This is a genomic window from Vibrio profundi (genome assembly GCF_043642225.1).
GTDB lineage: Bacteria > Pseudomonadota > Gammaproteobacteria > Enterobacterales > Vibrionaceae > Vibrio > Vibrio profundi_A.
This window is the reverse complement of the sequence record NZ_JBHZSF010000001.1, coordinates 499,979-519,694: the sequence shown is the minus strand read 5'-3', so window position 1 is coordinate 519,694 and position 19,716 is coordinate 499,979. Positions and strand designations below refer to the sequence as shown.

At 42.6% G+C, this 19,716-nt stretch carries 19 protein-coding genes; 9 read left to right on the top strand and 10 right to left on the bottom strand.

Annotated elements, in window-relative coordinates; all coding sequences use genetic code 11:
- Nucleotides 1–536 precede the first annotated feature (536 nt).
- The 5 genes from ACHUFI_RS02465 to ACHUFI_RS02445 all read left to right on the top strand — a co-directional run bounded on the left by ACHUFI_RS02465 (nucleotide 537) and on the right by ACHUFI_RS02445 (nucleotide 6,336).
- The gene (locus ACHUFI_RS02465) at nucleotides 537–2,489 is read left to right on the top strand and encodes a PTS mannitol transporter subunit IICBA (RefSeq protein ID WP_394246672.1); all 1,953 of its coding nucleotides are present in this window, start codon (nucleotides 537–539) and stop codon (nucleotides 2,487–2,489) included.
- Between the two features lie 137 nt (nucleotides 2,490–2,626).
- Nucleotides 2,627–3,775, top strand: a complete 1,149-nt coding sequence (locus ACHUFI_RS02460; RefSeq protein WP_394246671.1) for a mannitol-1-phosphate 5-dehydrogenase — start codon at nucleotides 2,627–2,629, stop codon at nucleotides 3,773–3,775.
- A 56-nt stretch (nucleotides 3,776–3,831) separates the two neighbouring features.
- A complete protein-coding gene (locus tag ACHUFI_RS02455; RefSeq protein ID WP_394246669.1) occupies nucleotides 3,832–4,362 on the top strand; it encodes an MltR family transcriptional regulator in 531 nt (176 codons plus the stop codon).
- Between the two features lie 150 nt (nucleotides 4,363–4,512).
- Entirely contained in the window at nucleotides 4,513–5,445 is a 933-nt protein-coding gene (locus ACHUFI_RS02450) for a Gfo/Idh/MocA family protein (RefSeq protein ID WP_394246668.1), read from the top strand.
- Nucleotides 5,446–5,469: 24 nt separating this feature from the next.
- Nucleotides 5,470–6,336: a glycerol kinase gene (locus ACHUFI_RS02445; RefSeq protein ID WP_394246667.1), complete on the top strand. Its 867-nt coding sequence runs from the start codon at nucleotides 5,470–5,472 to the stop codon at nucleotides 6,334–6,336.
- Between the two features lie 99 nt (nucleotides 6,337–6,435).
- On the opposite strand, the gene ACHUFI_RS02440 is transcribed toward ACHUFI_RS02445, so the two are convergent.
- From ACHUFI_RS02440 to ACHUFI_RS02425, 4 genes are all read right to left on the bottom strand, one after another.
- A complete protein-coding gene (locus ACHUFI_RS02440; protein ID WP_394246665.1) occupies nucleotides 6,436–6,855 on the bottom strand; it encodes a hypothetical protein in 420 nt (139 codons plus the stop codon).
- Between the two features lie 193 nt (nucleotides 6,856–7,048).
- On the bottom strand, nucleotides 7,049–8,275 hold the full coding sequence (gene gltS, locus ACHUFI_RS02435) for a sodium/glutamate symporter (RefSeq protein WP_394246663.1): 1,227 nt from the start codon (nucleotides 8,273–8,275) through the stop codon (nucleotides 7,049–7,051).
- A gap of 309 nt (nucleotides 8,276–8,584) precedes the next feature.
- Nucleotides 8,585–8,941 carry a YibL family ribosome-associated protein gene (locus ACHUFI_RS02430; protein WP_394246662.1) on the bottom strand — a complete coding sequence of 119 codons (357 nt, stop codon included), beginning with the start codon at nucleotides 8,939–8,941 and terminating at the stop codon, nucleotides 8,585–8,587.
- A gap of 100 nt (nucleotides 8,942–9,041) precedes the next feature.
- Nucleotides 9,042–9,680: a CatB-related O-acetyltransferase gene (locus ACHUFI_RS02425; RefSeq protein WP_394246660.1), complete on the bottom strand. Its 639-nt coding sequence runs from the start codon at nucleotides 9,678–9,680 to the stop codon at nucleotides 9,042–9,044.
- A 223-nt stretch (nucleotides 9,681–9,903) separates the two neighbouring features.
- Here ACHUFI_RS02425 and ACHUFI_RS02420 point away from each other — a divergent pair, with 223 nt between their 5' ends.
- Both ACHUFI_RS02420 and ACHUFI_RS02415 read left to right on the top strand, forming a co-directional pair.
- Nucleotides 9,904–10,695: a DUF4344 domain-containing metallopeptidase gene (locus ACHUFI_RS02420; RefSeq protein WP_394246659.1), complete on the top strand. Its 792-nt coding sequence runs from the start codon at nucleotides 9,904–9,906 to the stop codon at nucleotides 10,693–10,695.
- A 287-nt stretch (nucleotides 10,696–10,982) separates the two neighbouring features.
- A complete protein-coding gene (locus tag ACHUFI_RS02415; RefSeq protein ID WP_394246658.1) occupies nucleotides 10,983–12,644 on the top strand; it encodes a methyl-accepting chemotaxis protein in 1,662 nt (553 codons plus the stop codon).
- A gap of 103 nt (nucleotides 12,645–12,747) precedes the next feature.
- On the opposite strand, the gene ACHUFI_RS02410 is transcribed toward ACHUFI_RS02415, so the two are convergent.
- Complete coding sequence (locus ACHUFI_RS02410) at nucleotides 12,748–12,999, bottom strand: DUF2999 family protein (RefSeq protein WP_394246657.1); 252 nt, start codon at nucleotides 12,997–12,999, stop codon at nucleotides 12,748–12,750.
- Between the two features lie 528 nt (nucleotides 13,000–13,527).
- Between ACHUFI_RS02410 and ACHUFI_RS02405 the strand changes: the two genes are divergently transcribed.
- A complete protein-coding gene (locus ACHUFI_RS02405; RefSeq protein WP_394246656.1) occupies nucleotides 13,528–13,728 on the top strand; it encodes a hypothetical protein in 201 nt (66 codons plus the stop codon).
- A 72-nt stretch (nucleotides 13,729–13,800) separates the two neighbouring features.
- On the opposite strand, the gene ACHUFI_RS02400 is transcribed toward ACHUFI_RS02405, so the two are convergent.
- From ACHUFI_RS02400 to ACHUFI_RS02385, 4 genes are all read right to left on the bottom strand, one after another.
- Nucleotides 13,801–14,307: an SRPBCC family protein gene (locus ACHUFI_RS02400; RefSeq protein ID WP_394246655.1), complete on the bottom strand. Its 507-nt coding sequence runs from the start codon at nucleotides 14,305–14,307 to the stop codon at nucleotides 13,801–13,803.
- Between the two features lie 68 nt (nucleotides 14,308–14,375).
- Nucleotides 14,376–15,026 (bottom strand): TetR/AcrR family transcriptional regulator, encoded by a 651-nt coding sequence (locus ACHUFI_RS02395; RefSeq protein ID WP_394246654.1) that lies wholly within the window; start codon nucleotides 15,024–15,026, stop codon nucleotides 14,376–14,378.
- 321 nt (nucleotides 15,027–15,347) lie between these two features.
- Nucleotides 15,348–16,184: a hypothetical protein gene (locus tag ACHUFI_RS02390; RefSeq protein WP_394246652.1), complete on the bottom strand. Its 837-nt coding sequence runs from the start codon at nucleotides 16,182–16,184 to the stop codon at nucleotides 15,348–15,350.
- Nucleotides 16,185–16,310: 126 nt separating this feature from the next.
- Nucleotides 16,311–16,871: a TetR/AcrR family transcriptional regulator gene (locus ACHUFI_RS02385; protein ID WP_394246651.1), complete on the bottom strand. Its 561-nt coding sequence runs from the start codon at nucleotides 16,869–16,871 to the stop codon at nucleotides 16,311–16,313.
- An 88-nt stretch (nucleotides 16,872–16,959) separates the two neighbouring features.
- On the opposite strand from ACHUFI_RS02385, the gene ACHUFI_RS02380 reads away from it, so the two are divergent.
- Entirely contained in the window at nucleotides 16,960–17,493 is a 534-nt protein-coding gene (locus tag ACHUFI_RS02380; protein ID WP_394246649.1) for a dihydrofolate reductase family protein, read from the top strand.
- A 57-nt stretch (nucleotides 17,494–17,550) separates the two neighbouring features.
- On the opposite strand, the gene ACHUFI_RS02375 is transcribed toward ACHUFI_RS02380, so the two are convergent.
- A complete protein-coding gene (locus ACHUFI_RS02375; RefSeq protein ID WP_394246648.1) occupies nucleotides 17,551–19,431 on the bottom strand; it encodes an ATP-dependent zinc protease family protein in 1,881 nt (626 codons plus the stop codon).
- Between the last annotated feature and the right edge of the window lie 285 nt (nucleotides 19,432–19,716).

The following is a 19,716-nucleotide window of genomic DNA, read 5'->3' as shown; positions in this document are numbered from 1 at the left end:
TTCTTCGCAAAACAAGCCCTCATATGCAATATGAGGGCTTTCTCATTTCAGCCCTATCATTTTGCTATCGCGCTTTATTCCACTTCCTATTGGGCAAAGATCACACACTATTAACATGTTGCTCAATTACATATTTTGAGGTTATACGATAAGCTTCTTAATTATTATGACGAATTAACCAAAATTTAGAGATCTAGATCACTCTCAATATCATGACAATGTCATTAGATTCATTAAATGTGATTAAGATCACCAAATGTTTAATATATGGACAGCATAAAAATGAGATCTTGATCTTAATTTAATTATTGACAGGGTTGAAAGTGGGGTTTTGTAGGGAAATTACAGCGTCAACATGTGGATGAGATCACAGTGAGATAAGCAAAGCAGATTGAATAGTGGGGCTTTAGTCACAAAAAACCCGTCGTCAGTTCTAAACTGAAATCATGTGGTAAATTGATTGGGTACTAAGCAATCGACGGTTTTGGCGAACCGTTATCCACAATATTCAGAAGAACATCAAACGGGGAATCCTCATGATATCACCAGATGCAAAGATCAAGGTACAAAATTTTGGTCGATTTTTATCTAACATGGTTATGCCTAACATTGGCGCGTTTATCGCGTGGGGCTTTATTACCGCACTTTTCATTCCAACAGGCTGGCTGCCAAACGAAACATTAGCTTCAATGGTCGGCCCGATGATCACTTACTTACTACCACTCTTAATCGGCTATACCGGTGGTAAAATCGTTGGTGGTGAACGTGGTGCGGTTGTCGGTGCAATTACAACGATGGGTGTGATTGTCGGTACCGATATTCCAATGTTCATGGGAGCAATGATGGTCGGCCCTATGGGTGGCTGGGCGATCAAAACGTTCGATGCAAAAGTTCAAGGCAAAATAAAAAGCGGCTTTGAGATGTTGGTAAACAACTTCTCAGCAGGCATCATCGGCATGATCTGCGCCATCATCGCGTTCTTTCTGATTGGGCCATTTGTAAAAGTGCTTTCTGGCGGTTTGGCTGCTGGCGTAAACTTCCTTGTTGAAGCAGGCTTGCTACCTCTTACTTCCATTTTTGTTGAACCTGCGAAGATCTTATTCCTTAACAATGCAATCAACCATGGTATTTTCTCACCACTAGGTATTCAGCAAGCTTCTGAAGCTGGCCAATCTATCTTCTTCCTAATTGAAGCAAACCCAGGTCCAGGCTTAGGTATTTTGCTAGCTTACATGGTATTTGGTAAAGGTACGGCTAAACAAACAGCTGGCGGAGCATCGATTATTCACTTCTTCGGTGGTATCCACGAAATCTACTTCCCTTACATTCTTATGAATCCTCGTCTGATTCTTGCGGCAATCGCTGGCGGTATGACGGGTGTATTCGTTCTAACTATGTTTAACGCAGGTATCGTTTCTCCGGCGTCTCCTGGTTCTATCTTCGCAATTCTGTTAATGACACAAAAAGCGTCTATCGTCGGCGTTCTGGCTTCGATTATATCGGCTGCTGCAGTATCTTTTGCTGTTGCGTCTTTACTACTAAAAACACAAACGACAACTGAAGAAGATGGCGATGGCTCTTCTCTAGAAAAAGCAACGTCTGAAATGAAAGGCATGAAAGCTTCATCAAAAGGCCAAGTTGAAACAACAGCTCAAACAAAAGGTGACGTTGACCTAGCCAATGTTCAAAGCATTATCGTCGCGTGTGATGCAGGAATGGGCTCTAGTGCGATGGGTGCAAGCCTGCTTCGTAAGAAGGTGCAAGAGTCTGGTTTGAAAATTAGTGTAGAGAACTGCGCGATCAACAGCCTACCAGACAGTGTTGATATCGTAATTACACACAAAGATTTAACGGATCGTGCTCGCAAACACGCTGCACACGCTGAACATATTTCATTAACGAACTTCTTAGATGGAGCACTTTATAGCCAACTGGTTCTAAAACTACTGGCCGCTAAAGACGCACCCGCTGCAAATGATAGCCAAGTGGTTAAAGTACCCGCCGTTGCCGCTAATGATGATTTATACGAACCAGAACAGCAGTCAGTGTTCCAAATTGAACGTAAAAACATCCATATCGGACTACAAGCTGCCAATAAAGAAGAAGCTATCCGCTTTGCTGGCAACCAACTGGTAGAGCTTGGCTACGCTGAACCTGAATATGTTGATGCGATGTTCGAACGTGAAAAATTAGTGTCGACCTACTTAGGCGAGTCAATCGCAGTTCCACACGGCACCGTTGAAGCAAAAGACCGAGTACTAAAGACGGGTATTGTAATTTGTCAGTATCCATCAGGTATTCAGTTCGGTGAAGATGCAGATGACCAAGCAAAACTGGTTATCGGAATTGCCGCCAAAAATGATGAACATATCCAAGTCATCACTTCTATAACTAACGCTCTAGATGAGCCAAACGCAATCGAGCGCTTAACGTCTACTCAAGATGTGAATGAAATTCTAACCATTCTATCTGGTAGCCAAGCGGCGTAACGCTAAACAAAAAAGGTTTATTGCGCCTGAGCAATATGAGGCCTTGCTGTCACCCCCTATGCGGCAGGCCTCCCCTTTGAAAAACCGTCACATTCTCGATTCACATTTTTTGGTTTTATTTTTAGTAGGTAATAGTTATGAAAAAAGCAGTACATTTTGGCGCAGGCAACATCGGTCGTGGTTTCATCGGAAAACTTCTTGCTGATGCAGACGTTGCGGTTACTTTCGCAGACGTTGATGCACCATTGGTTGATCAACTAAGTCATGACCAGCAATACAAAGTAAAAGTAGTCGGCTCTCAATGCCAAATTGATACCGTCACGCACGTGACAGCCGTCAACTCTGCCAGTGAAGATGTCATTGAACGCATCATTAATACCGATTTAGTGACCACAGCAGTTGGCCCCACTGTTTTAGATATTATTGCTAAAACCATTGCCACCGGCATAACAAAACGCTTTGCTGCCGGTAATGAGCAGCCCCTTAACATTATCGCGTGTGAAAACATGGTTCGCGGTACCACGCACCTTAAAGGTGAAGTATACAAACACTTAGATTCTGCACTTCACAGTAAAACAGACGAGCTTGTTGGCTTTGTCGACTCAGCCGTTGACCGCATTGTGCCACCTGCAGAAGCAGCCAATGACGATCCATTAGAAGTGACGGTAGAAAGCTTCAGCGAATGGATTGTTGATGAACAGCAATTCAAAGGTGACATCCCAGCCATTGAAGGGATGGAAAAAACCGATAACCTGATGGCGTTTGTGGAACGCAAACTCTTCACCCTTAACACCGGTCACTGTATTACCGCTTACCTAGGTTGCCTAAAAGGCCATCGAACGATTCGCCAAGCCATCGAAGATCAAGATATTCGTGCTCAAGTGAAAGAAGCGATGCATGAAAGTGGCGAAGTCTTAATTCAACGTTATGGGTTTGATCGCGAACTCCACACCGCTTACATCGAAAAAATTCTAAGCCGCTTCGCCAATCCGTATTTGGTCGACGAAGTGGATCGCGTCGGACGTCAGCCGATTCGTAAACTTGGCGCAAATGATAGATTAATCAAGCCATTACTCGGTACAATGGAGTATGGCGTAAAAAATGATGTGCTATTAAAAGGCATTGCAGCTGCGTTGAAGTACACCAATGAATCCGATCCTCAAGCGATTGAACTGCAACAATCTATCGTTGAAAACGGGATAAAAGATACATTGGCAAAATACACGAGCTTAGATTCAACGAGCACTGAAGTTGCAAAAATTGAAGAGCTATTTAACCAGCTATAACTAAGCACACATAAAGAGGGAGAGCTTTTCTCCCTCAATAATTATTAGATCAGTATATGGCAAACACGATTAACGAAACCGAGATCATTGAAAAACTAAACTCGGCCTCTTCAGTGAGGGGGTTCTTTATTGCTTCCGTCGAAGTTTTTGAGAGTTCTATCGACGCACTAATTCAGCGTATTTTTCTTAAAGATGATTTTGCGGTGCAGTCCGTTGTCGGACCTTTGCTACAAGACACAGGGCCACTCGGCGACCTCTCTGTTAGGCTAAAACTGCTTTTCGGCTTAGGCGTTTTACCTAACCATATCTACCACGATATTGAAGCCATCATAAAGTTACGTAATAAATTGAATAGCGACGGTGAAGAGTATGAATTCACCGCCCCACAAATCCTTTTACCGATTAAGGACCTCAATTTAGTGAAGAGCATGGGGATGGTGCAACTCGAAGTCAACGAACCAGACGACGACATCGATATCGAATTCTACGAACTTCAGTTGATGCGCCAACGGCAAATCATACGTTCAGGACTATCATTGGCAATTGTCGAAATTTGTAACGAACTTGCCAAAGATAGTCCGTTCTAACTCACTGCCTGACCTTTTTCCTAAAAAACGACGCTAATTGCGTCGTTTTGTCTATATTAACGCCGTACCGCTTGTAATTGTTTACACTTAACAATACGCACTTCGAGACTATGATAATCTTGTTGAAACAACTTGTTAGAGGCATCTACTATGCGAATTGGCATCATTGGCCTTGGCGATATTGCTTGCAAAGCTTATCTACCAATCATCACTCAACTTCCGGGTATTGAGCCGGTTTTTTGTACTCGAAATTACGACCAGCTCAAGCACTTGTCTGATAAACATAGAGTAAGAGATTACTGTCAGGATTATCGTGAACTTATCGCTAAAAAAGTGGATGCGGTAATGATTCACGCAGCAACATCGGTGCATTTTCAAGTGGCTTCCTACTTTCTGACTCGCGGCATTCCCACTTTTGTCGACAAACCTCTCGCGGACTCTGCAAGTGAATGTGAAAAACTTTATGAGCTCTCGGCGAAGCATAATGCTCCGCTGTATGTAGGCTTTAACCGACGACACATTCCTTTGTATAACGAGCACATGCAAGGGGTTCAATCCGGTACTCGCGCAGACTTACGCTCATTACGTTGGGAAAAAAACCGTCACAACTTACCTGGTGACCTGCGTACCTTTGTGTTTGATGACTTTATTCACCCTTTAGACAGTGTGAACCTTTATGCGAAAGCCGACCTTCAAGATGCCTATATCACCCATCAGATGTCGGGCTCTCAACTCGCTCGCGTTGATATTCAATGGCAACATGAAAATACCATGCTTCATGCATCTATGAATCGACAGTTTGGCATCACAACAGAACGGGTCAGCGCCACCTTTGAGAATGAAGCGTACGAGTTCAACTCCTTTGTCGATGGAAACAAATGGGCAGCCAACCAACACTCTCAACTAACCTTAAAAGACTGGACGCCAATGCTCGCAATCAAAGGCTTTGCAGCGATGTTGGATGACTGGATTTCGGTTGTAGAAGCTGGACGCTTAGAGATGAACATCATCAATCGAAATTTAGCTTCACATCACCTTGCAGAAGCACTATGTGAACACATACAACGCCTAACTAAGCATTGATTCAGCGATTTTCAGGACCGCGATATGAAAGAAAAAATCTCTACGTCAGCCCTCGCTAAGCTCCGAGAACGAGATCCCAAAGATCTATTCAGTGAGTTAAAAAAAGCTGGCTATATCGTCCGTGCTCAGGACAGATGGGTTCTGACAGAGATCGGTGAAAAGTTTGGGGGGGAATACGTCGAGCACTCTAAATTTGGCACATTTATCGTGTGGCCTGAAAATCTACTCATCGACTTAGCCGCGACGGCAGGCAAAACTCTCACCGCCACGCAACTTGGCGAAAGCTTTAAGCTCAGCGCGAAAAAAATCAACCTACTGTTAAGTGAGTTAGGTTGGATAAAAAGAGAAGAACAACATTGGTTAATCACAGATTCAGGGCTACGAGTCGGTGGCGAGCAAAAAGAAGATAAAACTTCCCAAAATCAGTTCGTGGTATGGCATGACACTCTAACCAAGAATAAACGCCTCAAACAATCGGTCGTCGAATTCTTAGGGCAAGACGCTGAGGCTCATTCCACAGATGTGTCCATCTCGAGCTTTAGACAAAAATTCGAAGCGAAACATAGAACCTTAGACGGTCACTACGTTCGTTCCAAAGATGAGCTAATCATTGATAATTGGTTATATATGGCCGGTGTCGTCCATGCCTACGAAAGGCAATTGCCCATCGAAGAAGATGTCATCAGTGATTTCTACTTACCCTCAGGAAAGGTGTATTTGCAGTATTGGGGGACGGACAACGGTGCCATTAATGAGAAAGAAAAGCTAAAAAGATTAGCGATATATCAAAAGCATGAATTCAATCTTATCGAGATCTCGCCAGAAGATATTCCCAACCTTGATACCGTGTTACCTAGCCTGCTTCGTCCATATGGCATCAAAGCTTACTAGTGCCAGCGCTTGAATATTTGAGGTAAAAAATGGCAGTGCCCACAGAGTTTGAGAGAGCCTGGTGGGCACTGCCGAAAGTTAACTTGGGCTTACACCAAGCTAAAAAACAAATGCCGCACCCAGGTACACATTGTCGTTGTACTTAAATTCCTCTGAAGACTCTTTGTATCCTACTCTTAACGTTACAGGCCCTGTGATATACCCGACTTCAGCGCCATACATGAAGCCAACGTCAATATCGTTACTGAAATAATGCACGCCACCAATCGGAGCAAAATAGAAGTTTTGCTGCCTAAAAGCGGGCTTGATATTCAGACCAAAAGAGTTGACCTTTCCACTGTACTTGGCGTATTCCAGTTCATAGCCAAAGTCCAGTTCCGGACTCACAGGAAAGTAGAATCCATACTGAATCGCATAATTCGAATCATTCGATAGGTAGTCGCCACCCAAGTAAAGTTGGGTTTGCGCCTGAGTGCCGCCCGCAGCCAGCACAGCGCACAATAAAGCAGGTCTCAGCAAGGTATCACCGATGAAATTAAAAGGAGTAAATACAAGGTATCACGGCTTAATTCGAGCTGTTGTAAGCTCCTGTAAGTAAGGGCGTGTAAGGTATGTCCCCCAAAATATATTGCTCAGAAGTAGATAGATGCGAAACCGGCCCCTAAAAAAAGCTCCGCTGATAGCGGAGCTTTAAATGAACAAGTCTGCGTATTTACCCTATAAAGGAAATATAACCTTGTAAGATGATTAGGTTCACGATGTCGATGAAGAACGCCCCGACAATTGGGACCACCATGAATGCTTGTGGAGAAGGGCCAAAACGATTAACCAAAGAGCCCATATTCATAACCGCTGTCGGAGTCGCGCCTAGTCCGAAGCCACAGTGACCACCAGCCATAACAGCCGCATCGTAGTTGGAACCCATCACTTTGAACGTAACAAAGTACGCAAATATGCCTAGCACTACCGCTTGCACGCCGAGGATCACTAAGAAAGGAATCGCAAGGTCGAAGATGTTCCACAGCTTCAAGCTCATCAATGCCATAGCTAAAAACAGCGATAAAGAAACAGTACCCAAAATATCGACCGTCTCTGTGTCAATCTTATGAGCTTTTGTCACTTCCATTACGTTGGTAATGAACACACCAATAAACAAGGCGTAAACGAAATCAGGGATCATCAACCATTTGATTTCATAGGTGCTTACCCACTCTTCTAGATAACGAGCACCCGTCACACAGATCAACAAAATGAACAGCACTTCAATGACTTTCTTAGCGGTTACTTTATCTTCTTCGTATTCGTTATACGTCACTAACTCAGGGAAACGTTCATGAGTCGTCGTTCCGGTGCCGTAGTCAGATTCAATCTTGTTTTTATCAATCAGCTTCTGGGCAACTGGGCTACCAATAATGCCGCCAATAATTAAACCGAACGTCGCAGACGCCATCGCAATTTCAAGCGTATTCGCAATGCCATAGTTTTCTGAGAAGGTTTGCGACCATGCCGCACCGGTACCGTGTCCACCAGAAAGCGTTATCGAACCTGCAATTAGCCCCATTAATGGATCTAACCCGAGAGCGGTCGCTAATGTTACGCCAACACCGTTCTGGATGATGATGTAAACCGAAGCCACCCCCAAGAACAAGAAGACTTTCGCGCCGCCTTTCATTAATTGGGTGTAATTGGCGGCGAGTCCAACCGTCGCAAAGAACATCAACATGAAGGTATTTTGCAGTGGTAGAGAAAACTCTAAATCGACACCATTGAAGTGAAGTAAAGTGATGATACAGGCGACGATCAATCCACCTACGATAGGTTCAGGGATGTTGTACTTTTTTAGAACAGGAAGCTTGGTGTTCACAAAATGGCCTAGAAACAACACACTAATCGCGATTAGGAAAGATTCTAGTGGCCCTACTGAAATTAAATGATTCATATAACCTCTAATTATTTATGTCTCATCTTCCCTAATGAGATTGATTACTGGTCAATAACTGCTTATGTCGTCCTACTTATGGGTAATTTTCGTGGTACATGGCTAAAAAAGAGCCTTACGTTACCTAACTGAATAAGGCTAATGTTAGTAACAGGTTAACTTTTATATATAGCCTAGATTTTTGTGATTACTATCAAACTCACTGCTAATAACTTGGTTATCACAGAGGCTTAATATCACCACTTTTTATGCCCTTAAGAATGCAAAAAGGAGCTATCACTAGCTCCTTTTTTATTACCTATCAGGTAATTAGAATTTTTTCGGGGCATACCCAGTCATCACTTCGATACGAAGCTCTTTACCAATTTTAGTCATTGGATGTACGACAACTAAGCCTTTTACTGACTTCTTCAATTTACCCATATCCGCTTGCTCTGCTTTAGTGATTTCTCGACTAAATGGCATATCAAGAAGAGACTTGCGCTCTTGGTTGATATCGTAGCTTTGCTTATGCTTAAGCTGAGCAATCTTCTTATTCAACTTTTTGATTTCGTCTTCAAACTGACGAATAACAGGACCGTCTTTACGAGTTTTCGCTGCCGCAAGTTTATGGCGACACTTATCTAGACGATTGTTAATTTGTTGAATTTCGTTTTTACCACTCATAATAATTTCCTAAATTAAGCAAGCCAATGCGGATTGGGGCGCGGAGTATAGCACAGTGAATGCCGTGACCGAAATTTATCTTACCTAGTGAACTTACCTATCATCTCTGCTCAGGGTCGTACTCACTTAAAGCCTGATGTAACGCGTTTAAATCCGAACTACACAATTGCCTTTTTACTGCGTTGAACTTCTCTTCTGGCCAGTCGTATATGCTTAGACTCACTAAAGTTTCAGTTGTGTCTTCATCAAAACGATACTTAATCAATGAAGCGGGCGAACCTCCGACAATCGCGTATGGAGGCACATTTCGGGTCACTACACTATTTGCTGCGATAACCGCACCCTCGCCGATTGTCACACCCGGCATGATCATGGCTCTCATGCCAATCCAAGCACCATCACCTATCTTTGTGTCGCCTTTGCCTTGATAAGCTTCATCAATAAAGTCCATGAAAGGATATAAGGTAAACCAATCAACTCTATGAGTATGATTTCCCCCCATGAGAATCACCGCTTCCGCTCCAATACAGACATAGTTTCCGATATAAAGCTGATCCACCTCCCAGCGAGGTTCCCATTCTTTACTCACTGCATCGCCATGTAAGTATCGAACAACGGACTCTTCAAAGCCCTTATCCCAACAATCGCTGTAATAACTGTGAGTACCTTTGATATGGATATTTCTGTTTTGTACCACTTCATGAAGAAGCTGATATTTTGACCAGTGTTTTTGAGTCATTTTTTCATCTCTTTAATAGCAATAAGTCGTTCACTACAGAGAAGCCTGCAGCGCTGTTCTAAAATGAAATAACAGCGCCTAATGAATCCATGGTTGAAGTAAGTAAGCGATAAATAACATTGAAAGTCCTCAGTTTTCTCAACTATAACTAATACGTATTGCTTGCATGTCAACATCCAGTAAAGTGATAAGACTAACTAATTAGTATAATAAAGGGATTTCAATGAAGCCATTGCTAGTTATTGGGCTCAGCAGCCTATTTACCCTACCATCAAGTTTCGCCTCTGAGGCTGTAGCCGGAGAGAACATCACCTTCGAGTTTTTACTGCCCCAAACTCAGGAAGAGAGTCAACTTAAAGAAGACATTAAACAGAGCGGCATTAACCAAACGGTTGCTGAGTTATCTGACCAATTGTTTCCTTTCAATAGCACCTTAACCATGCAATATGGTGGTGAAGAAGGCCCAATGTACGACCCAGAAACCCATACCGTGCATATCCCTTATTCATTCTATGCCGAATCCACTCATTACTTTGCTAAGAATAAGTATGATGAAAAGTATGGTAAATCGGCTCAACTGGGCGCGATTGATACACTACTTCATACTCTGTTGCACGAAGCGGGGCATGCGTATATTGCAGATCAAAAAATAGCGGTATTGGGAAAAGAAGAAGATGCGGTTGATAACTTCGCAACGCTCTTAATGCTCAATTATGTAGAGAATGGGGATGATGCCGCGATTAGCGCAGCCGACATGTTCGCTTTTGAATCCGATGATAGACCTGACTATTACGACTTCGGAGAATATATCGATGAGCATAGTTTTGATCTTCAACGATACTTTTCGACGCTTTGTTTAGTCTATGGCAGCGATCCAGAAAAGCACGCTAAGCTGCTTGATGAAGTGGAAAATGATTATTTAAAAGATCGAAAAGATTTCTGTATATACAATTTTCAAACACTGGATGACAACTGGCATCGTTATTTCTCTGGCCAGACAGACAATTCGGAATAGCCAATAACTGACACAAACCTCCCCCTCCCCAAATTATATCGCGCTCATATTTTGACTTTAAGTCAGAGCGCTGTTTTTATCGTATTTCTTAAAAAGATTAGACTTTAGTTTAATAGACTTTAAAAACAAATACTTAAACACTAAAAATAATTTCAAATAAGTTTTATAAATATTGTTCCGTTCACATTTCACCCAAAAGTTTAAGAGTAAGCTAAAACTATAACTATCAGTATAAAAAATATGATTTTGCTGTGCTCGGCAATTTCATATTAATTGGGATACATAATATGAGTCTAACTATTCGCAAGCGCCTATATATTCTTTCAATTGTTCCGCTGTTGCTCATTGCCATCAGTATGATGTCTTTGATTTCCATAGAGCTCAACAAGCTTAATGAACAGCAAATTCAGACCACACGCGAAAGCATGATGGATATGAAGAAAGCTGAACTAAAGTCGTACATCGATATTGCTAAAACGGCTTTAAGCCCAGTCATTGCTGCTAATGGCACAAGAGAAGAGGCCATTAAAACCCTAAAAGAAATTAAGTTTGGTAAAAATGGCTACATTTTTGGTTACACCTCAAAGGGTATTCGTGTCCTTCAAGGTCAGTCTGATAAAGGGTTGGGAGAAAACTTCTTTAACCTTCAAGACAAAAAAGGCAATTACTTAATTCAAGACCTGATCAAAAACTCCAAACTCGACAAATTTACCACTTACTACTTCCCTAAACCCAACCAAACAGAACCTCTACCTAAGTTAAGTTACTCTGCGTTCTTTCCTCAGTGGGACATGATGATTGGCACCGGTTTCTATACTGATGACGTAGAAGCAACCATTAAGCTAATGGATGAGCAGTCTAAATCGGTTGCGAGCAGCAGCCTTACCACCATTGGGTTGTTCTGTTTAGCCATTGCTGTCGTCGTGAGCTTCTTCGCCGTTTATGTGAATCGCAGCATCATGAAACCTTTAGAGCAATTCGATGATTCTATTCGCAGTTTTGCAAGTGGTGACGCTGACCTAACCGCTCGTATGGAGATCTCTAAGGTTCCTGAATTCAACGAACTGACTAAAAACTTCAATACGTTTGTGGCTAGCCTGCAAGACATCATCAGCAAAGTCAGCTTAGTCGGCCAGCAAGTCGTCGATGAAACCAACAACATGTCGAATCGAGCGGCTCAAGTCGATGAACTCGCATCAGGCCAACAAATGGAAACTGACCAAGTGGCCACAGCCATGACAGAGATGACTTCTACCGCGCATGAGATTTCGAACAATGCTAATCAAGCGGCAGATTCAGCTAAAGATGCTGAAGACAATGTAAACGAGGCGAACTCGATTGTGACGTCAGCAGTAAACTCCGTTCAAGATCTAGCGGCAGAAGTCGCGCAAGCCAGTGAAGTAATTTCTAAACTAGAAGGGGATGTTCAAAACATTTCGTCTTCACTGAATGTGATCCAAGATATCGCAGAACAAACCAACCTACTTGCTCTCAACGCTGCTATCGAAGCGGCTCGTGCAGGGGAACAAGGCCGAGGCTTTGCGGTAGTAGCAGATGAGGTTCGTAAACTGGCTAGCCGAACTCAAGAGAGTACGGGCGAAATCAACCAGATGATCGACCAACTTAAAGCGGCCTCTGACAACGCAGTGAAAGCGATGGACTCCAGCCAATCTCGAAGCAGCAATGCAGTCACAGAAGCCAACTCAGCCAAAGAAGCGCTTGAGAAAATTAAAGGCTCTATCGACATCATCATGGATATGAACTCGCTCATCGCAACGGCAACCCAAGAGCAGAGCCATGTTGGGCAAGAGATTTCTCAACGTATTACGGTCATATCAGACCAAAGTAATCAGTCAGCAAGCTTGGCTAATGAAAACCGTTCTGGCAGCCAAGACCTAAATGGCAAAGCTCATCAACTTTATGAGCTAGTCGACCGATTTACGGTGTAAATCGAAGCGGATAATCTCCGACTGATACTAACGCCATACCGCATACATCGAAAAAAGGGCATAACTCCGAAGAGTTATGCCCTTTTCAATTTTTCTGCACGTACTATTTTTTCAGCTGCTCTTTCGCGGCTTCCACTTTCGCAAAATCTAAGCCTAGCTCATCGACTGCTTCTTTGATCAAAGCAGGGTTTTGCATGATTTGAGCAATCAGAGCTTGAAGCTTATCCTGAGGTAAACCTAACTGGCTGATCGTTGTCATTGCTGCAAGAGGGTTTTGAGTCAACGCTTGAAAGATTTCGTTGATCTGTGCATCGCTAATATTGTTCTCTTTCAACATCGCTAGGATCGGATTCATGACACTACCTTTTGGTCTCTAAATGGAATAGAGCCTCAGTCTAGCATTTAGTATTAAACTGGCAACTGCAACCGTAGCATTCTCCGCCTCAGCAGAATTTCAAGCACTCTAATAAGCCTTTCAAAACCATGATACGACGTGATTCATTTCTATAGCTTGCTCTAACTATTCTGATATGTGTTTCGATGGAGAAAGTATGTGGCAGGCAATTGATGACATGGGATTATCAGCCCTTATTAGAGTGATTGATTTTTGTTCCACAGTGAATGGCTAAAAGATTTGTAACCAAATGCATCTTCATCTACTCATAGAAACGAAAAACAAGCACACCAAGATCTAAGTTTGCTTCCAAAAATAGCAGGTATCTATCAGCGATATATATTCATACCTAGCCACTCATTGAATCGTTGGAATAAATAGCTCTGTTGCCAATTTCCATTAAGCCAATGAATATTTAAATAGATTGACCCTAAAGTTAAGTCGCGTAGATTAGTGCAACCAAGAGCATAACAAAGGGAGAAAAGAAACATGGAAAACTTAGTCAGTAAGCTATCGGACTCTGCGCTTAAAATCGGCCACAGAACCTTAGTGACAGATATTTTTGTTCGAGAGGGTTTCAGAATTTCAAAAACAGATTTTGACGATGTCGTTTTTGAGAACAATGGGACAAGTATCAAAGTCGCGTTTGATATACATTCGCAAGCTAAGTCTGTCATCAGGCTTAATTAATCAGCAGCAAACAGATTGAGCTGACAGAGCCGAAACTCTGTCAGCTAACCTTTAACACACACCGCAATTTAACTAGCTAGCGATGACTTGAGACAATTCCGTTTCAGGTGGTAAGGTTTCGCCCACTAACTTTCCTGTTGCGCTGTGGTAGGCTAAGCCGCTCATTACCTTCTTGAACACGCCTTTCATAATACTTCTCATCACAAATTGCCCCATCACCCAACCTAATGGCCCACCTTTCACAACAAAATCTGAAGACATGTAGATCTCACAACTCTTTTCATCAACCGCTGTAACACGCATCTCCGCTTCCATGCTTTTCAATGGCAGTGCATGCTCTGAGATGACCATTTTGAAGCCTTGACCTTCATTAAATTCGACAATTTCTTCCACTAGACTTGAACCATCGACGAAAGTGCAGCGTCGCTTTGCTCCCACCCCTGATTGAACTTCGCTCACAATTGGCGACGAGGTAATGGTAGTTGCAAACTTTTCCAAGCTACTAAAGTCTTTTAATACCTCCCAAACTTGAGCGGCTGGGATATTGGCTTTAATCGTATTTTCAGTGTGATGTGCCATGATGATTTCCTTTATTGATTTCAGGGGCCGTTAACGATTTTGCGATCGTAAATATTGCCTTATCCTGTTTATTGGCAGGCTTTTAGCCCATGAATAATAACTTCCACCGAAGCTGTTAAGTCTTGCTCAAAATCAGGCTTCAAATCCTGAAATTCTTCTTGCTCATAGATCTTTCTCAGCGCGTCATTTTGTTGATTCGCTGCCCAAAAATTTGAGGTCGCCGCATAGCTGAGAGTTAGGAATCTAAACGCCTTTTCGATCTCGAGTTCTGGATAAATTCGACACACTTCCATCGCAATTTGAAACAGTAAACCCTTAGCCTGTCGCTTAAAAATCAGTAGCTGTTCATAAGAACTATTTTTTTCTAGTGAAACGAAAAGGATCGGCGTTAAGTCGAGAAATTTCGGGTGTAACAAGAAAGATTGAACATAAGCGTCAGCAAATCGCTTGACGTCTGCACCCGACTCTAGCTCTTGAAGAGAGGCGATACAGTCTTCAAACCACTGCTCAAATAATTCAGCGAAGACGTTCAAGAAAATGTCCTCTTTCGAACTGAAGTAACGGTACATATTGGATTTCGTAAACCCAGCTTCAGAAGCAATCCCGTTAAAACTCACTTTCTCGTAGCCATTCTTTTTAAATAACTCGAAAGCAGCGTTATAGATTTCTTCTTTTCGCTCATTTTTTCTATCGTCTGTTCGGGCGCGTTTCCAATTCATTGCAATCACCATAAGTGTCCACCGGTCTCTTAATTAAAACAATAAGAGACTAATGGTCTCTTGTCAATATACAAGCGCCTGAATTTTATAAATACAACTCAGGTTTATTTGAGATTAGTGCGTAGATATGATTAATGCTTTGAAATATAAGTCGTTTTAACTTAGGTGAAATCGTTATTGAAAAAGAAGGTGAGGATTCGAAATGAGCAATCGCATAGCATAGGAGGGAAAATCTACTTTTGCAGCGCATGAATGAGCGCACCAGGGAGCTTGCGCTGTTAGCTCCCACCATCAATAACACCAAATTTATCTCGGTGTTCCTTACTTCTCTGCGCTCCCGTACTCAGTTACAAACTCTCTGATCACTTTGGCATTGTTGGCATTCAACGCGTTCCCACACGCTTCGCCTCTATAGGCCACTGCAGGATTCGAATAGATGGGTAATACTCGCGTCTCGTAACTCATGATGGTACCGGCATTCGCACATTTGTATGCCCGAGCATAGGTTTTCAGCTTGTGCCTGTTCTTAATCTCGGTACTGTGTTCTAGCTGACCTTGCAACAAAGCGAATGGAAACGTTTCTATGTGCTGCGCCCATGCCAAATGACCAAATTCATGTTCAAGTACATGCTCCCGCGCATCATCCGCCAAAACTATGAAATTATCGATGGTTTCCACATTGGTTAAACCAACAATGTTATCTTCAAACACACGGTGACGACTGGGCAAAATGAGTACATAAGTACTGGTATCATTTTTAGCCGCAACCCCGTCTAGACTGCCCTCGAGCAACTCATAAAGCGTTTCAAAACTTTCTTCATATGACAGATCTAGTTTCACATATTTCATTAGGCCAGTGGTTCTTTGCAAAGGAATGCAAGAATTACTCAGCACCAAATTAGAATACTGGATATAGTCGTCAATCTCTTTGCTGCCGACCGATTCACGCAGGTTGTCGGCGATATAAAACATAACCTGAGATTCATGACTTTCAGAGATACTCGGGCAGGCGGGAAGTACCAATTCACTTAACTCAACCTGTCGATAATCGGGGCGGTAAACGTAGCAAAGTCCAACGACCACTAGGCTTACTAAGGCAAACTTAATACTTTTCAAACGGTGACCTACTACAATTTCGAAACCAACGTGTGGGAACATTCATCACTCAATCAAGCTCCCAACACCAAATCAAGAAATACAATAATGGCTTGGTATAAATAGAACAAATACTTTACTGAATAATAGTCTCCAGATTGAGAGGTAATGTATTGTTCTGCCAATACATTATTGTTGTCGTATCGCGAGGCAGTAGAGTTTTATGGCACCTGAAATCATATCGCTATTCAGGCTATTTCTATCAGGATTACATTTCATCGCGAGTGCGAAGCCGTGTAGGTAGTCAACCAATAGTCCTAATGCATCATTGGCTGTATTTTCTTCTAACTTTAAATGGTGAACCACAGTATTAAAGCGAATCGTGAACGTCTCGGTTGGTCCTTGGCTTTTCAATGAGAGTAATGTTTCCAACAACCCAGAATACTTATCCAGTAACTCCAAGTAGCTCACACACAAACGCTTCAGCTCACCTTCCCAGTCTTCATTCAATGTTGGCTCATAGATGTCATTCATCAAAGAAACTGTCATAGCATCAAGCAGCGCATTCTTGTTTTTGAAGTAATGATAAATTGCCATCGCATCAACCCCTAGCGTCAACGCGAGGTGCCTAATGCTTGGTACTTTCCCATCTTGCTCCATCAGTTGCTTGGCTTGTTTGATGATACTTTCGCTGCTCAGTGAACGCTTCGCTTCTGCTGGGCGACCACGTTTTTTGTCCTTGACACTCATCTGGCTCTCTCGCTAAACTTTGAGTTATTCTACAGTGTAGAATAATACTGTTTTATTGCGTTTTTGCCAAGCCAACCGGAGATCAAACATGCCAAATATCGTCTATATTGCAACCAGCCTTGATGGCTACATTGCCGATAAAAACCACCAGTTGGATTGGCTGCATGACATCCCAAACCCTGATGGTTCTGATATGGGGTTTCACCAGTTTATGGATAACATTGACGCGCTTGTGATGGGGCGAAATACGCTCGATATCGTATTAAACTTCGATTGCGACTGGCCATACAGCAAGCCAGTGTTCGTATTGAGTAATACAATGACCTCCGTCCCAGAAGGCTATGAAGACAAAGTGTTTTTGGTTAATGGTGAGCTAAAAAAGATTGTTCAAGAGTTGAATCAACAGGGTTACCAACGCCTATACATTGATGGTGGAAAAACCATACAGAGCTTTCTAAGCGAGGACCTCATTGATGACATGATCATCACAACAATCCCCACCCTACTCGGGGGAGGCATTCCTTTATTTGGTGATCTCACGCAACCCCTCAAGTTCAAACATATCAAATGCGAAAGGCATTTAAATTTCTTAGTACAGAATCACTTTATTCGCCTGAGATAAGCACACTAACACTGAAACGATAACCAATAAAAAACCCCGCAACTGCGGGGTTTCTGTTTATTTGGTTTTCCCTAGCAAATAATCCTTATCGCTACTCACTACGGCTCCATGTTTTAAGAAGTTTTTCCCTAAAATCATGCTGTACTCAAAACGAGAACGATCCTGAAGGTTCACTTTCACTTTCTTTTCCAACTCACCCAATTTTACATGCATCTCAACGACTGGGCGAATATTCACCTTCTCGCCTTTCTTTGCTTTGATTCGCATCACATCAATCACTGGCTTGGTAAACTCTTGCTTATCGCCCTGATTATTTTGATAAGTAAAGCTCACCATATCTTGGCCGTCTTTCTTAAACCTTTTGATGTTAAGTGCATTCATAGAACTCACATCGGCTCCGGTATCCAATTTCGCCGGGAATGACATGTTATCGACTTGAACCATTTCAATGTGTCCAACTTTAAACAGAGGCTCTGCTTGCAGTAAATGATCCGCACGTGTATTCACAAACACGCCACCTTTCGCCATTTTTTTGCCTAAGATGAAGTACGGGTATTTCTCATCGCTATCAAGCACATCGATCGCAAACTCTTGCTCTCTAATTTCACCAGAGACAGAGAACTCACCACTTACAACCGGGCGAACGCTTTCTCCAACACGAAGTTTTTTCACCACTTTTTTCTTTATTTTTTGCTGTTCACCATTGTTATCGACAAGGAAAAATTCCACAGACTGGTTCTTCCCTTTCCCCGTCAGTTCAAAGCTTTCGACTTTTAATAGTGGCGTTTTCACTACAAATGAAGGCTGAGCTTCCAGTGGGAAGCCATCCAAAGTGATTGCCTCTACCGGAGAAATGACTAAAGGCTTAGTCGACTTTTCCACCTCAATGAAATCTTTGGCTCCCTTACTTAACAAGTCTACAGAGCTTGTATCAATCATGAAAAACTCACTCGTGGTGTTCGTTCCCAAACGAAGTTGAGAGCTGCTTTTTGAACGGTCTCTTAGGTAAACCAAGAAGTAGCGCGTGGTGTCTTTATCCAATTGAACAGGGACATACACCAAAGGTCGTTTTTTACCCCCGACACTCAGCAATCGAACTAAAGGTAGGGTCATTTCCTTCTGCTTGCCGTCTTTGCTGACCATATCAAACGTCACTTCATCGCGCTTTTTGTCTACATCAATATTTTTTGCATGCAAGATGCTGTATCGATTTTGAAGCGAAAAGCTGACATTCATTGGCAGCCCAGAAATCGTCACGGACTCCTTTCGCCCGACCACTTTCGCACTTGGCTGCTCTTGTAGGTAATCGTATCCAGCAAACACCCATGCGTTCTCCGCGAGAAATGTTTTTCCAATCAAAACTGGGGCAGAGAAATGGCTTCTATCGGTTAGATTGACGTCTGTCTTTAATGCCTGCCCTGCAATGCTGAGGGGGATTTTCACCGTAGGGCGCAAGATCGGAGTACTGCTAGTCCGGCTTCGAATCATACTCACCCTTTCCAGTGGCTCTTTAATCACCACCATCTCTCCGGTATGTGGATTCTGCACTTTGAATGAAACGATGGCCTCAAAGTCAGCGAAGGTACTGTGGTCCCAATCTTCGTAAGCAACATCCTTGTTTTTTTGCACCTCGCCCACTAGCGCCAACATCAGCTTGTCATCTTTCAAGTTGTTGTATTTCGGATGCGTACTCGAAACATGAATGTCTTCAGCATGCATGGACGTGGTTTCTGCGCCAGTATCGATTTTCCCGATGAAAGGCACCCCTTTAAGCGCCTCAACACTGTCCAAGTAAACATTTTCTGTTCGACCAAACACCGCTTTGCCATCCAGTTGATAAGCAGGGCTCTGTGTAGTGAAAGGAGTATCAGCCGCTAATGAGTATTGCGAAAAGAGCGAAGTGCTTAAAATGGCTAAAGCCAAGGATATTTTTTTCATTCTGTGCTCCGTTAAGATCGATTCATTAGTAATACTGTAGTTCAGCTTAAGAGTTCCAACATTACTCCTTGTTTTTACATAACTTTGACTGAGTTTGATTTTCAATGACAAAGAAAGGAGTTTGAGAGGCATTGCCACAATTTTTCTATAGCCTGTGACACTTCACCAATCCTAGAGCCTGTTTTTGCATTTCTGATTCATACTGCGCAATCCGTTTTAAAATTCACTCTAGCCACCTACCAGGTTTTACAGTGTAAAAAGTGCCGCTTTCAAAGAAAAAAGGCT